This is a genomic window from Chryseobacterium sp. 'Rf worker isolate 10', from assembly GCF_050753305.1.
GTDB lineage: Bacteria > Bacteroidota > Bacteroidia > Flavobacteriales > Weeksellaceae > Chryseobacterium.
Map to the genome: position 1 here is coordinate 573,927 of NZ_JBOZOF010000002.1, position 15,320 is coordinate 589,246.

15 protein-coding genes are annotated in these 15,320 nt (G+C 35.7%); 8 read left to right on the forward strand and 7 right to left on the reverse strand.

The window, feature by feature from the left end:
* Positions 1-39: 39 nt before the first annotated feature.
* Complete coding sequence (locus tag LKL37_RS12520; RefSeq protein WP_034696856.1) at positions 40-624, reverse strand: DUF3109 family protein; 585 nt, start codon at positions 622-624, stop codon at positions 40-42.
* A 6-nt stretch (positions 625-630) separates the two neighbouring features.
* Complete coding sequence (locus LKL37_RS12525) at positions 631-1,536, reverse strand: DUF6427 family protein (protein ID WP_431610907.1); 906 nt, start codon at positions 1,534-1,536, stop codon at positions 631-633.
* A 42-nt stretch (positions 1,537-1,578) separates the two neighbouring features.
* On the opposite strand from LKL37_RS12525, the gene LKL37_RS12530 reads away from it, so the two are divergent.
* Complete coding sequence (locus LKL37_RS12530; protein ID WP_034696859.1) at positions 1,579-1,812, forward strand: DUF6341 family protein; 234 nt, start codon at positions 1,579-1,581, stop codon at positions 1,810-1,812.
* 83 nt (positions 1,813-1,895) lie between these two features.
* Here the strand turns inward: LKL37_RS12530 and LKL37_RS12535 are convergent, their stop codons facing one another.
* Positions 1,896-2,333 carry a universal stress protein gene (locus LKL37_RS12535; RefSeq protein WP_431610908.1) on the reverse strand — a complete coding sequence of 146 codons (438 nt, stop codon included), beginning with the start codon at positions 2,331-2,333 and terminating at the stop codon, positions 1,896-1,898.
* Between the two features lie 652 nt (positions 2,334-2,985).
* Here LKL37_RS12535 and LKL37_RS12540 point away from each other — a divergent pair.
* Positions 2,986-4,248, forward strand: a complete 1,263-nt coding sequence (locus LKL37_RS12540; RefSeq protein WP_431610909.1) for a hypothetical protein — start codon at positions 2,986-2,988, stop codon at positions 4,246-4,248.
* Between the two features lie 252 nt (positions 4,249-4,500).
* Here LKL37_RS12540 and LKL37_RS12545 read toward each other — a convergent pair whose 3' ends face one another.
* From LKL37_RS12545 to LKL37_RS12560, 4 genes are all read right to left on the reverse strand, one after another.
* A complete protein-coding gene (locus LKL37_RS12545; RefSeq protein ID WP_431610910.1) occupies positions 4,501-5,106 on the reverse strand; it encodes a fumarylacetoacetate hydrolase family protein in 606 nt (201 codons plus the stop codon).
* Positions 5,107-5,178: 72 nt separating this feature from the next.
* A complete protein-coding gene (locus LKL37_RS12550; RefSeq protein ID WP_431610911.1) occupies positions 5,179-5,583 on the reverse strand; it encodes a DUF2007 domain-containing protein in 405 nt (134 codons plus the stop codon).
* 2 nt (positions 5,584-5,585) lie between these two features.
* Entirely contained in the window at positions 5,586-6,350 is a 765-nt protein-coding gene (locus LKL37_RS12555) for a 3'-5' exonuclease (RefSeq protein WP_413929062.1), read from the reverse strand.
* Positions 6,351-6,392: 42 nt separating this feature from the next.
* Positions 6,393-7,106: a CDP-alcohol phosphatidyltransferase family protein gene (locus tag LKL37_RS12560; RefSeq protein WP_431610912.1), complete on the reverse strand. Its 714-nt coding sequence runs from the start codon at positions 7,104-7,106 to the stop codon at positions 6,393-6,395.
* Between the two features lie 89 nt (positions 7,107-7,195).
* Between LKL37_RS12560 and LKL37_RS12565 the strand changes: the two genes are divergently transcribed.
* The 6 genes from LKL37_RS12565 (at position 7,196) to LKL37_RS12590 (ending at position 15,307) form a co-directional block, all read left to right on the forward strand.
* Positions 7,196-9,124: an LTA synthase family protein gene (locus LKL37_RS12565; protein WP_431610913.1), complete on the forward strand. Its 1,929-nt coding sequence runs from the start codon at positions 7,196-7,198 to the stop codon at positions 9,122-9,124.
* Positions 9,125-9,274: 150 nt separating this feature from the next.
* Positions 9,275-9,694 carry a DUF2147 domain-containing protein gene (locus LKL37_RS12570; protein WP_431610914.1) on the forward strand — a complete coding sequence of 140 codons (420 nt, stop codon included), beginning with the start codon at positions 9,275-9,277 and terminating at the stop codon, positions 9,692-9,694.
* Between the two features lie 242 nt (positions 9,695-9,936).
* Positions 9,937-10,917, forward strand: a complete 981-nt coding sequence (locus LKL37_RS12575; protein ID WP_089689880.1) for a pyruvate dehydrogenase complex E1 component subunit beta — start codon at positions 9,937-9,939, stop codon at positions 10,915-10,917.
* Between the two features lie 113 nt (positions 10,918-11,030).
* Positions 11,031-13,025, forward strand: coding sequence for a KUP/HAK/KT family potassium transporter (locus tag LKL37_RS12580; RefSeq protein WP_431610915.1), 1,995 nt, complete (start codon positions 11,031-11,033; stop codon positions 13,023-13,025).
* A gap of 65 nt (positions 13,026-13,090) precedes the next feature.
* Positions 13,091-13,564, forward strand: coding sequence for a Fur family transcriptional regulator (locus LKL37_RS12585; protein WP_089689882.1), 474 nt, complete (start codon positions 13,091-13,093; stop codon positions 13,562-13,564).
* Positions 13,565-13,567: 3 nt separating this feature from the next.
* Positions 13,568-15,307: an OstA-like protein gene (locus LKL37_RS12590; protein ID WP_431610916.1), complete on the forward strand. Its 1,740-nt coding sequence runs from the start codon at positions 13,568-13,570 to the stop codon at positions 15,305-15,307.
* Positions 15,308-15,320: the final 13 nt, after the last annotated feature.

Consider the following 15,320-nt stretch of genomic DNA (forward strand, 5'->3'; position numbering starts at 1 on the left):
TGTCTGCGGTTTTTGTTATTTAATTCAAATCCTGACCGGTTAAGAACCATATTCTTTTTTCCATTCTTCAGCAGCTTCGCTCAGAACAGTATAAAATTCTTCACCGTATTTTCTCGTCAGTGGAGTCTTTAAAAACTTATAGACAGGAACCTGAAGCTCTTTTCCAAGGGTACAGGCATCACTGCATACATTCCACTCATGATAATTCAATGCGGTAAATGCAGAATATTCTGTAACACGGATCGGATAAAGATGGCAGGAAATAGGTTTCTGCCAGTCTACAGCACCATCTTCATATGCTTTTTCAATACCACACTTGGTAATTCCTTTTTCATCAAACGTTACATAAGCACATTCGCGGTTCTCCACCATAGGAGTAACATACATTCCGTCGTGCGGATCAGTAGTCCATGTTCCCTGTTCTTCAAGGGCTTTGATTCCTTCCTGAGTAAGGTAAGGCTTTATCTTATCGAAAATACTGTCCAATATCTCAAGCTCGTTTTTGTCCAACGGAGCTCCTACATCTCCTTCCACACAACATGCACCCTTGCATTTCGTAAGGTTGCAAACAAATTCTTCGGAAAAAATTTCCTCAGAAATCAATTTATCGTCTATCTGAATCATAATTTTTTAAAATAAATCAAAAACTGTACCTGCTTTAAAGGTCAGTAAACTAATAATAATAAGCCATACACCGGCTTCACGCATCCAGTATTTGGGTAAAAATCTCATCATTCTGCTTAGAATAATACTTGAAGGAAATGCCAGAAGAAGCAGATATTCATAGCTCTTATTCATATACAGGATGATGGAAATAAGCTGTGCTACAGAAAAGACCAGCAGAAAGGTATACTTGTATCTGCTTATCGGACTTTTCTTATTATAGTTTTTAAAATGGTCATATACTGCATAAATAAGCATCAGAACCACAGGTATCAATGGCAGAAGTTCCGTATAATCTGTTACAGGTTTCATTTTTCCAAAAGGAAAATAATCTATATTCCAGGAAGTGAACTGAACGAAATACATCACAGAAAAATAACTGAATGTAATGAGGACGGTTCCCAGCAAAAATCTGAAAATATTCAGTGTTATTTTAGCGGAAGTAGCAATCACGTGGATGATTACAAAAACAGCCATCGGCCAGGTAGTAGGAAGGAAAATAAAGTTCAGTGCTACAATGGCTCCTACCAGTACATATGACTTCTTCCTGGTATCTTCATCCGCACTGGTCAGAAGAAGAATAAGAAAGGAATTGGTAAGCAGTGAAACAGCAATTCCTATATCCAGATTTCCGGGATACAGCCCAAAAATAAAAAAAGTATATAAGAATAATGGCAGATGGGTCTGGTAATTAAGAGCAATACTGTGAAAACAAAAATATCCCAAAGCAATTCCCAGAAAAGTTATTCCGGCAACTATAGCTTCATAAGTGTTGAAATTCAGTATGTTAAATATTACGACTACTAAAAGAAGAAAACCAATATAAACAGGAATTGAAAAAATATTGCTTTCTTTTGAAAGTAATTTAAACATTTTTTATAAATTTGTACAAAGTTAATTTAAAAAAGGAAAATAATGACGTCTTTCTTTCTATTCTTAAGCAAAGTTTTCAAATGGACTTTCGGTTTCTTTGATGCGTTTGGAAATGTTTTAAACTGGATTCTATTTATAGTTTGCTGTGTACTATTTACTTATTGGTGCTACGTGCTGGTGGTTACACTAGGTGGAGACAAAGATAAAGACTATTATTCTCCAACGGAAGGTAAGAATCCTTACTACGATCCGAATATCTACAAAAAAGAAGGTTAATTAATTGGTTATATAGTAAAAAACCGATCAAACATTATGCTTTGATCGGTTTTTTTATTACTAACGATTAAAATTTTCTTTTTTTAGTCGTGAATTGGAAGTACCAGAACAGGAATACTTGAACTTTTTGTAATTCCTTTTGTTAAGCTTCCTACAAACACATCATAAATTCCGCTTCTGCCATGTGATCCCATCACAATATAGTCTGCATTTTTTGCCTTTGCATGTTCCAGAATAATATCTTTGGCAAGCCCCTGTTTTAAAAGATGCTCACAATCAATATCATGGGCAATGATTCTTTGCTCAATCTTATTAAGCTGTACCAGCTCTTCTCTTATTTCGTTGGCTTCCACTTCCGGAAAATATTGAAATCCCATATCTCCAATAGCAAAGCCGATATCTGATGGCGCTACATGGATCAGGTAAATTCTGCCGTTAAGCTGTTTTGCAAATTTTATGGCACCGTCTACCAGCTGGTCTGTCTTGTCCCCAAAATCTACGGGTAATACAATATTTATCATAACCTCTAATTTTGTTACCTAAAGATAAGAAAAATTTGTCAAAGTTGATGTTAAATAACTCATAATATTAATTTCTGAGTACCATCAATACTAAGATTACCGTTTTTTTATCCTTTCCCGGAATCTTCAATTTTCTCAATAAAATATAAGATAACTATTTAGATTTCTTAATTGACCTAATCTGAAAATAAGCTGATTAAGCATAGAATTATATAACCATACGGTTGTTTATAAATTACACTATATTCCTGTATTTGTAGTTTTTTTTTAATATTTCAACAATAATATTTTGACCTTTTATTGATCATTTATGAAGCTGTATTTCATTTGATTTTTGATAAAAACAAATTCATTTTTGAACAATTTTAGAAATAATGATCTCAAAAAGGATATTACATAAATATTATATTAGCCTTTTTCAGTTTTATTTTGAAAGTTTAAAATGGTTCTATGAAAAAAATCTAGATTTTTTAATTTATTGATTTTTAAGTTTTTGTAAAATGTTTTTAAGCGTCAAATGGGTTGTTATATCTAAGTAAGGGTTCTTATTTTGTCTTCCAGATATGATTGGTTTAAAATTGCATCAACACTTTAAAAATTATTTATAGAATAATCTTCGCGATTATAATTAAAAGATGAAAAAATGAAAAAAATGAAATTATTTTTACCATTCAGTTTTTTTTCAATAGCTGTATTTGGCCAAGTCGGAATTAATACGACAAACCCTCAAGGTATTTTGAATGTAGACGGTGCAAAAGATAATGCAGTAAGTGGAGTTCCTACAATAGCACAACAAGCCAATGACTTTGTCGTAACTTCTACGGGAAGTGTTGGAGTTGGTACGGTAGTCCCTAATGCTTCAGCCATTTTGGATGTGACTTCTACAAACAAAGGAATATTAGCCCCCCGAATTTCCTTATCTTCAGCTACAGATGTAACTACGATTCCTAATCCTGCAGTTGGATTATTGGTATTTAATCTTGGAACTCAGCCTTCCCTTAATTATAAAGGATATGTTTTCTGGAACGGGACAGAATGGAGAGCTCTTGACAACTCTTTTCTTATTGCCGGAACTTTAGGTGCCATTGACTGTGATGGAGCATCACTTTCTCCTGCTACTTATACAGCGGGTGTTCCCTATACTGGTGCAATGAGTATTTCTTATACCGGAGGAAATGGAGGCACCTTTGGTGCACAGACGATAGGACCTGTTAATGGACTTACAGCTACATTATCATCAGGTAATTTTAACAATGGAGCAGGGACTCTGAATTATACTGTTTCAGGAACCCCTACAGTATCCAGCCCGGTAACTACCACTTTTCCCATTAATATCGGCGGCCAGAGCTGTAGTGCAGCAGTGGGAGCCGGAAACGCAATTTCTCTTGGTGAGGAGATCTACTGGTCTGGGCAAGCCCCTGGCAATATAGGAAGTGGAGGTACAAACGCAACAACATCTGTTACGACGAATTATCTAAGCAATTATGCTGCAAACATACCAGTAGTGGATGGGATGAAATTTGATTTTTATTTTATTGCTGCTGTTGGAGGTGCAGGAACTGTTTCTGGGATCCCTCGTGTGGTTAATGTTTCAGGAGGTAATATAAAGGTGAATTTTGCTGCAGCCTCAAGTGTTCAGAATTATGGAACGAATAACATCTTATTAGGACCTGGTGATTTCATTAACCTTGATGATGGTATTTATAACGGATTTGGAGTAAATATGACTACCAGCAGTACACCTGGAAGTTATACCAGCCCTGTAACTGGCCATACAGAAATAGAAACGGTAAACCTTTGGGTAAATAATCACTGGTACCAAGCAACTTATTATCCATTCATAGATAATAATAATACAACTGCTGCAGCTGATGATATCAGAAAAATAGCAATTTCTGTAAAGAGACTTAAATAACATAATAACATGTTCATAAGATCTTTGCTTTACCCGTAAAGGTTTTATGGAATTAATTTGCTAAATCATTATAAGTTAAGAATTACTTTCATTTGACTTCATAACAAAATCATAATCTCTTTTTTACAATTTTAATATCTACTACAAATGAAAGACTGAAGCCATATGCAAATATGGCTTCATTGTTTTTTAAACAGAATCTAAAATTCTAAGGTTGTATGGTATAACCCGATATGAAATCTTTGTAATGGATTACATTACTCGAATGTCAAGAATTTTTTCCTCTTCAAGGTAAGCTTCCAGAATATCATTTTCTTCTACTTTTCCAACTCCTTTTGGAGTTCCTGTGAAGATAAGATCACCCACTCTTAATGTAAAATACTGAGAAGCGAAGGCAATAATATCATCAAAATTGAACATCATATCTTTGGTGTTGCCATCCTGTACCTTGTCTTTATTTTTTAATAACGAAAATTGAAGGTTATCAAGGCTGAAATTCTCTTTTTTGAAGAAACTGCTTACTACAGCAGAGCCGTCAAAACCTTTGGCAAGTTCCCACGGCAGCCCCTTTGATTTTAGTTCACTCTGAAGATCTCTGGCTGTAAAATCGATTCCCAGACCTATCTCTTCATAATGTTTATTGGCAGATTCTTTCTGGATATATTTTCCACCTTTGGAAATTTTTAATACCACTTCCAGTTCGTAGTGAATATCATTTGAAAATTCAGGGATGTAAAAATCATTTCCCTTAAGAACTGCTGTATCCGGTTTCATAAAGATAACAGGATTCTCAGGAATTTCGTTTCCTAATTCTTTGGCATGCTCGCTGTAGTTTCTTCCTATGCAGATGATTTTCATAACTCTTTTTATTTTTTTTACTTCGTCATTGCAAAGAACGAAGCCATCTTTTATTAGATGATTGGTTAATTTTTATTGGTCACGGGTGAACTCATTCCCGCAATAATAGCATTTGAATTTGTGGCTCGTCAGAAAAGAAATCCCAAAGAAGCTGGTGGCACTGTCATCTCTGTAAATATGATTGGAACCACACTTCGGGCAGACAAAATCAAACTCAGGGTCTTCAATAGTATGTTCTACTTCCAGAGAATATTGCTCATTGTCTTTATAATCCTGTAGTGTCTGCTGGGCTTTTTCCAGATCTTCTTCAAAAACCTGCAGTTGTATACCGCCTACAGCCTGTGACAGAAGCCAATCCGACTGGATAAGCTGTTCATTGGCAATAAAGCTGTTGATGTCATTTTCAGCCAATATCTGTTTGTCCCTGTTAGCTTCAAGGGCAGTCTCATAAAATTTAAAACGAACAAGTTCTGACATTTTTAAAATCTGCTTGATAGTTGAATTTTTGTAAAAACCTTCTTTGTATACAACGGAAAATCAGCATTCTGAAGCCATCCGAAATATCCTAAATCCTTTTGGAATACCGCTTTCACACCCTGGCCTTTATATTTTCCAAAGTTGAAAACTTCTTCCATTTTTTCATTATATCCGATAAATCCGGCAAGATCCGCATTCTTATTATGGAATGTAAACTCACTTAGCGGTGCTATTTCGTTCGGGATATCGTCATATTTTCCTACCTGGGCATCCAGTACCTCAAAAGTAGCCATTACATCAGCTTCTGCAGAGTGGGCATTTTCCAATGTTTTTCCACAGTAGAACTGATAAGCTGCGCCTAAATTTCTAGGTTCCTTCTTATGGAAAATTGTTTGGGCATCTACCAGTCTGAATTTACTCAGATCAAAATCCATTCCTACTCTTAAAAGTTCTTCTGCCAAAAGCGGAACATCAAATCTGTTGGAATTAAATCCTCCCAAATCACTTCCGGTAATCATTTCCATTACTTTAGAAGCAATATCCCTGAAGGTAGGGGCATCTTTTACATCTTCATCATAGATCCCGTGGATCTCACTGCTTTCTTTAGGAATAAGCATTTCCGGGTTTACACGCCATGTTTTGCTTTCTCTGGAGGCATCAGGGTTTACTTTTAAGATACAAATCTCAACGATTCTGTCTTTTCCGATATTGGTTCCTGTCGTTTCCAGGTCAAAAATACAAAGCGGTTTATGGAGTTTTAAATTCATGTTGATCATTAATAATTTGAAATGTATTTTACTTAAAATAAATTATTTTAACTGTCCCTGAAAAATAAGAGACACGAATATATAATAAATAACGAGCATAGGGATTCCTACAATCTGAAATAGGGAAAGTATAGCAATTCCTCCTACCAATAATACCACTTTTGGGTAATTATCTTTTAATTGCTTGGATTTGAATTTCATTGCCATCATCTTAATCGGGCTGATCAGAAGCCATGAGGTAAGTAGAGTCAACAGAACCAATAGCAGTTCATTATCAAATAAAAAGCTGAAAGCTCCTGTTTCTTTAAATGCATAATAAAGACCAAACAGTAAAACGGTATTAGTAGGCGTATTCAATCCTTTGAAATAATAGCGCTGTTCCTCATCAAGATTGAAGATAGCAAGCCTCAGGCATGAAAATAAAGTGACAATTAATCCCAGATACTTGATCTCAAACGGAAAATGAATGCCAAGAAGCTCAGCACCAAATGGCTCAAGTGCTTTATACATAGTAAGTCCGGGGATTAATCCAAAGCTCACCATATCTGCAAGAGAGTCCAGCTGGAGTCCCAGATTGGAGCTTGATTTTACAGCTCTGGCTACAAAGCCATCAAAGAAATCGAAAATAGAAGAGAGAACAAGACAGATCGCTGTAGTCTGATAATCTCCTAGAATTAGATGTATTGCACCTATACAGCCTGCAAATAAGTTAGCCAGGGTTAAGGCATTGGCCAGATTATTCTTTATAAAATTCATAGACACAAAATTACAGTTTTTAGAAATTCTAACTCAAAATAATCTGAACTAAAAAATGCATTAAAGTGATTTTGATGTAAATTTGCTCCATGAAATTTTTAAAAGGATTGAGAAAACAGGAAGTTCTGGCACTCGTTTACAGGATTTTTCTGGCCTATGTTTTTTATCAGATAGCCAGACTTTTATTCTGGTATTTTAATAAAGATCTGATTAAAGTTGATTCTGTTTCAGAATATATAAAGCTGGCTTTTCATGGTACGGCTTTCGATACCACGGCAATTTTGTATGTCAATGCCTTATTTATACTTCTTAGTTTATTGCCATTGGTAATCAATACGAAGAAAGTTTTTCAACAAATTCTTTTCTGGCTTTATTTCATTACCAACGGGATTGCTTATGCTATGAATTTCGGAGATTTCATATACTATAAATTTGCGCAGGCAAGGCTTACTTCAGCAGTATTTCAGGTAGCAGAACACGAATCTAATGTTTCCAAAACATTGATGATCTCTGTGGGAGAACACCCTTTTGTACTGATCTGGTATATAGTTTTGATGATCCTTTGGGTCTTCCTTTACAAAAGAGTAAAAGTAGAGGATGTGAAGCCTTCAAAGCTGATTCCTTATTTTCTGACTTCCATTATTACTCTATGTATTACAGCAGTGTTGGTTGTGGGTGGGATCAGAGGAGATTTTAAGCACAGTACAAGACCTATCAATATGGTGGATGCTACCCGTTTTGTAGAAAATCCGCTGCAGGGAAATATGGTGCTGAATAGTACATTCTCCTTTTTCAGAACTTTAAATACCAACAACTTTAAGGAAGTTCATTTCGTAGATGAAAAATATATTGAAGAAAATGTGCACCCTTATAAAGTATACGACAGAAAAGTAGAGAACCGTCCCAATATCGTTATTTTTATTGTAGAATCTTTCGGGAGAGAATATTCCGGTGCTTTTAATAAAGATAAAAACATTAAAGACTATGTCTCTTACACTCCGTTTATGGATAGTCTGGCTGGTCAAAGTCTTATATTTCCCAATACTTTTGCGAACGGAAGACAGTCTATTCACGGGATGAGCAGTGTATTGGCAGGAATTCCGAGTCTTACTGATGCATTTACAGGATCTCCGTATTCCAACCAGAAAATTCAGTCCATAGTTTCCGTATGTAATGATCTGGGTTACGATACTTCTTTTTATCATGGGGCACCGAATGGTTCTATGGGATTCCTTGGATTTGGAAATATTTTAGGATTTAAACATTATTTCGGAAAAACAGAATATAACCACGATGAAGACTTTGACGGCATGTGGGCAATCTGGGATGAGCCTTTCTTACAGTATTTTGCTAAAAATGTAGGGAAGAAACAACCTTTTATGACTACTGTATTTACCGCTTCATCACATCACCCTTTTAAAATCCCTGAAAAATATAACGGGAAATTTAAAAAAGGGAAAATACAAATGCATGAGCCGATACAGTATACGGATTACGCTATCAAAAAATATTTTGAAACCGCTAAAAAGCAGCCTTGGTACAATAATACGATCTTCGTTTTCACGGGAGACCATACCAATCAGGTATATTATCCTGAATATGAAAGAGCAATGAACCATTATGCTGTTCCATTGGTTTTCTATTCTCCCAATCCTGAATATCAGCTGAAAGGAGTGAGTCAGGAAATAGCACAGCAGGCCGATATCTATCCTACACTGGCAGATCTTATCGGATATAACAAACCAATAAGAAGCTGGGGGAGAAGCTTGGTAAGCGATAAAAAATATCCTTTTCTTGTTGTCAATTCCGATGGAAGTACAGATCAGTTCATGATCGGGAACTATATTTACCGCTTTGATGGCAAAGAAATCATTGGAGTTTATGATAAATCTGATCTGAGCCTTGAAAAAAATTTGATAAATGAAGTTAAGAATCCTGAAGTGGAAGCCGGAAAGAAAACAGCTAAAGCGTGGTATCAGGATTATATGGATAGGGTAATTAACAGGAAGCTTTATTAAGACTGAAAAGGTAAGCTCTGAATTGGTTTTATTATCTTTCTTTACCTCTTTATGCTTTGTATAACAAAAGTTTTTGTTTGTTTAAAATTAATTTATATTTTTATCAATGTGTAAATAACAATGTAGTATAAAATTAAAACTATAAGAAATATGAAAAAATTATTGTTAACATTCGTACTTTGCTTGTTCAGCGTAATTACATTTGCGCAGATAGAAGGCAAATGGAAAACGATAGATGATAAAACAAAACAGCCGAGGTCTATTGTCGAGATATTTAAAAAGACAGACGGAAAATATTATGGGAAAATTTCCCAATTATTGGCAAAAGCAAATAATCCTAACTGTGTAGCTTGTAAAGATGACAGAAAAGGAAAACCAATTATTGGGTTGGAAATTATCAGAGGATTATCAAAAGATGGAGACGAATTCACCGGAGGAACAATTACAGATCCGGAAAGTGGAAAAAGTTATAAATGCACCATTACAAGAAGCGGTGATAAGCTAAACGTAAGAGGATACCTAGGATTATCATTATTAGGAAGAACCCAGGTTTGGGAAAAAGCTAATTAATTTAAGTTTAAATAGAATTTTAAATGGCATTTCAGAAATGAGATGCCATTTTTATATGTAAATGAATCCTGGGAAAGTTTTTTTTCACGGCCTTGAAAAAACAACAATGAACAGTGTAGGGATGCAGAAAATACTTTTTAAATAAAATTAATATTATCACTTCATCATTCAAATGTGAAGGCTTTTTATGATGTGTATAATAAAAAAACACTATTTTTGTAGTCTAAATTTTTCGAATAAATATGGCAGAATATACTTTTCGTGAGGTAATTGCACAGGCAATGAGCGAGGAAATGCGTAAAGACGAATCTATCTTTTTAATGGGGGAAGAAGTTGCAGAATACAATGGTGCATACAAAGCTTCAAAAGGAATGTTGGATGAGTTTGGTCCTAAAAGAGTAATCGATACCCCAATTGCAGAGCTTGGTTTTACAGGAATTGCTGTTGGTGCTGCGATGAATGGTAACAGACCAATTGTAGAGTATATGACATTCAATTTCTCATTGGTAGGAATTGATCAGATTATCAATAATGCTGCAAAAATCCGTCAGATGAGTGGTGGACAGTGGAATTGTCCAATCGTTTTCCGTGGTCCTACAGCTTCTGCAGGTCAATTAGGAGCTACCCATTCTCAGGCTTTTGAAAACTGGTTTGCAAACATTCCCGGCCTTAAAGTAGTGGTTCCTTCAAATCCTTACGATGCGAAAGGGTTGTTGAAAACTGCAATTCAGGATAATGATCCGGTTATTTTCATGGAATCTGAGCAGATGTATGGAGATAAAATGGAAATTCCTGAAGAAGAATACTACTTGCCATTAGGAAAAGCAGATATCAAAAGACAAGGTACAGATGTTACTTTAGTTTCTTTCGGTAAAATCATGAAGCTTGCTTTACAGGCTGCTGAAGATATGGCTAAAGAAGGAATCTCTGTAGAAGTTATCGACCTTAGAACAGTTCGTCCTCTGGATTTTGATACTATTTTAGAATCCGTGAAAAAAACAAACAGATTGGTTATTTTAGAAGAAGCTTGGCCATTTGCTTCTATATCTTCTGAAATTACTTATATGGTACAGCAAAAAGCATTTGATTATTTAGATGCTCCAATCAAGAGAATTACTACTCCTGATGCACCTGCACCTTACTCTGCAGCATTGTTTGCAGAATGGTTCCCTAAACTTGAAAAAGTGAAAGAGGAAATCAAAAAAGCGATGTACGTAAAATAGTTATAGAGAAAAACTTCCGAAAGGAAGTTTTTTCATTTATTATATTCATGAAGAAAAATTCTTGACGTCATAAAATTAGTATAAATTTGCGCCTTTAAAATAATTAAGCTGATATGGCAGAAGTTACAGAAGATGGCTACCACTTCGACATAAAGAAACTTTCCTTTATGGGAGTTTTAGTGTCTCTAGGAATTGTTTTTGGAGATATTGGTACCTCTCCGCTTTACGTAATGAAAGCAATTGTGAATGCAAGATCTCAAGGGAGTAATATGCCATTCAATGAATACATAGAGGGTGCGCTCTCCTGTATTATTTGGACCCTTACTCTCCAGACTACAATCAAATATGTGATCATTGCTTTGAGAGCAGATAACAAAGGCGAAGGAGGAATTCTTGCTTTGTTTTCATTAGTAAGAAACCTCAAAAAAGGATGGTTGTATCTCATTGCCATTATTGGTGCCGCAGCACTTATTGCGGACGGAGTAATTACCCCATCACTGACGGTAATGTCAGCTATTGAAGGTCTTGAAATTTATAACCCGCACACTCCCGTTGTTCCCATCACAATCGGAATCCTGATTGCCATTTTTGTGGTACAGCAGTTCGGAACAAGCTTCATTGGGAAGTTCTTTGGTCCGGTAATGGTTGTTTGGTTCCTGGTATTAGGAGGTTTGGGAGTTATGCATTTGAGCGAGAATTTTGAGATTTTAAGATCTTTCAATCCTTATTACGCTTATAAGCTTATTGTCAACTCACCGAGTGCAATTGTTATTTTAGGAGCTGTTTTCCTTTGTACAACAGGAGCAGAAGCATTGTATTCAGATTTAGGACACTGTGGTGCTAAAAATATCAGAATAAGCTGGGCATTCGTTAAGATCATGCTTATTCTCAACTATCTTGGACAGGGAGCATGGCTTTTGACCAATTACAACAAACCTGGATTCTCCGTAGTAAACCCGTTCTTTGGAATTATGGTAGAATGGATGATCATCCCGGGAGTAATTTTAGCAACAGCCGCTGCAATTATTGCCAGCCAGGCATTGATTACAGGTTCTTTCACTATATTCTCAGAAGCAATGTCTCTTAACCTTTGGCCGAATCAAAAAATTGATTACCCTTCCGGAGTTAAAGGACAGATGTATATCCCAAGAATCAACTGGGGACTTCTTATTCTGTGTATCATTGTAGTTCTTCACTTCAGGGAATCCGGAAAGATGGAAGCTGCATACGGACTTTCCATTACAGTGACGATGTTGATGACAACCGTCCTGCTGGTATTCTGGTTGCTGAAACACAGAGTAAGTAAAATATTAATTTTGTTTTTCGCATTAGTATACATGGCGATCGAGCTAGGTTTCTTCAGTGCGAATATTATCAAATTCATGGAAGGAGGATGGATCACTGTTGTTTTAGCTGGCTCTATTGGACTTTCTATGTATGCATGGTATAACGGACGATTGATCAAAACAAGATTTATCCAGTTTGTAAAAATTGAAAAATATGTGTCTATCCTTAAAGACATGAAGCTGGATGAAACAATCCCGAAATATGCTACAAACCTTGCATACCTGAGCAGAGCAAAAAGAAATGATGAAGTAGAATCAAAAATTATCTATTCCATCATCAAAAAACAGCCGAAAAGAGCAGACCATTACTTTATCCTGAGCATCGTAAACCAGGAAGATCCATATACTTTCAGATATACGGTAGACGAAATTCTTCCCGGGACAGTATATAAAATCAACTTCCTTTTAGGATTCAAAGTAGACCGAAGAATCAACGATTATTTCAATATGGTCCTTAAAGATTTAATGGCAGACGGAACCATTCCTTCAAGAAGCAGCCACCCATCTTTAAGAGCTCACGAAATACCGCCGGATCTTAAATATGTGATCATAGATAATACTTATATCAACGATATACTTTTAACTGTTAAACAAAAGATTATTCTTAACATTTATAACTTTGTGAAGTATATCGGAAGTGATGACTTTAAGGCTTGGGGAGTATCTTCTCACAACGTTGAAGTAGAATCTGCACCGATTACAGAATTAACAGTTTACGATAATAAGATCGAGCAGTCCGGATATTTCCGTCACAACTCTTAACCCACTAGCATTAACCATACTATCTATTTAAATAAAATTCAATAAATTTGTAGATAATTTTTTTAATGGATACAATACAAAAAGAAAAAAATATAGCTTTGATCAAGGATGTTTTAAGAAACTACTTATTAGAAAAAGGGTTCAGAAACACACCTGAAAGATATACGATATTGGAAGAGATTTATAATATGGATCATCACTTTAATGTTGATGATCTGTATCTTCTGATGATGCAGAAAAAATACCATGTTTCCAAAGCTACCATTTACAACACTATTGAAATTTTCCTTGATGCAGGCCTGATCCGTAAGCATCAGTTCGGAGAAAAGACATTGACCTCTTCATCTTATGAGAAGTCTTATTTTGACAAACAGCATGACCACCTGGTGATCTACAAAAAAGACTCTGACAAAGAGATTGAAGAAATTATTGAATTCTGCGACCCAAGAATCCAAGGAATCAAAGAAGCCATCGAAGAAGCGTTTGGCGTAAGAATTGATTCTCATTCGCTATATTTTTATGGCACTAAGAATGACTAATTAATGAGAATAATCCTTTTTCTGTTAATCTTTATTTCTACGCTGAGTTTGGCGCAGGATAAAACTCCTGTGAAAAGAGATCCGTATTTACAGAATCCTGTCCAGCCTAAACAGGCGCAGGTAAGACCTGAAGATAAAGTAAAGATCATCCACGCAGACGAAATCAAGAAAAACCCTGAAAAATATGAGGGGAATCAATATTTTACCGGACATGTTCAGATAGAACATCAGGGCTCCATTCTTACTGCGGATGAAGTAGTTTTGTACAATGAAGAGAACTTTGTAAAAGCTATAGGCAATACAAGACTTCAAAATACAGACGGCTCTGTAATAACAGCGGGAGAAATGGAATATGATGCCAATACCCAAAAAGGTGTTGCCAGAAAAGACGTTGTCTTAACTGACCCCAAACAAACCATAAAAACAGATATTCTGTATTATGACAGGCTGGCTAATCAGGCTTATTTTAATACAGGGGGAACAATCTCTGACGGTCAGAATGTAACCTACGCCAAAGTAGGAACCTATTTCCTGAATACCAGAGTAGTAGATCTTACTGGAAACGTTAAAATTGAAACCCCTCAATATACCATAGAAGGTCCGAATATCAAACAGAATCAAAATACGAAGATTGCTGATTTCTTAGGATCTACAACCATTACCAGTAAAACCAATCCAAGAAACAGGATCTATACGGAAAAAGGGACTTATAAAATGGATTCCAAGGAGGCTTTTCTAACCAAGAACTCCAGGATATTTTATAATGAGAAAATCCTTACTGGTGATGATATGTACTACAATCAGATTACAGGATTCGGTAAAGCAACAGGAAATGTAACCCTTGATGATCCCAAAGAAAGAAGATATATAAAAGGCGGTTACGGAGAAATCTTTGAGAAAAAAGACTCCGCAATGATGACGAAAAACCCTTATGCAGTGAAAGTGATGGAAAAAGATTCCATTTATTTTGCATCAGAAAAAATTATCTCTTATCAAAGACCGGATTCGCTGGATATAAAAGTTAAGAAAAGCTACTTAAGAGCCTTTAAAAAAGCCCGTATTTATAAGTCCAATGCACAGGGAAGAGCAGATTCTATTGCCTTCAATGAAACAGACGGCGTTATGCATATGTATACCAACCCTATTCTTTGGAGCGGTGAAAAACAGGTAACCGGAGATAAAGTAGAAGCTTACTTTAATACCAAAACGGAAGATATAGACTCATTAAAAGTAATCGGAAATGCATTTGCGATCAGTAAAGTAGATTCTCTGACCCTGAAAGATGAATTCAATCAGGTGAAAGGAAAATTTATGACGGTTTACTATGAGAAAAATGCCATTAAAGAAGCAAGAGTAGTTGGAAATGCCCAGTCTATCGTATATGTGGATGATACTGATCAGGAAACCAAAAAACCGGAAAGAATAGGAATTACCCTTTCTACCTGTGGAATTATCGGAGCATTGTTTGAAGAAAGAGCATTGCAGATTATTTCATGTAGTATTGGTGCCAATTCAGATACTTATCCGATGAGTAAGATTGAACCTTCAAAAAGGAAATTTCCGGATTTTAACTGGAATACCAAAGACCGGATCCGAAAGTGGCAGGATATTCTTGTAGATACCCCGAACAATGAGGAAATACATTATACAGCTGACAGTGAACTCTTCGACAAAGCGCAGAAAGCGATAGACGATGAAAAAGCAAAAGAAGAAGCTAAAAAGCCTAAACGAACAAGAAAATAATACAAAAGACCAG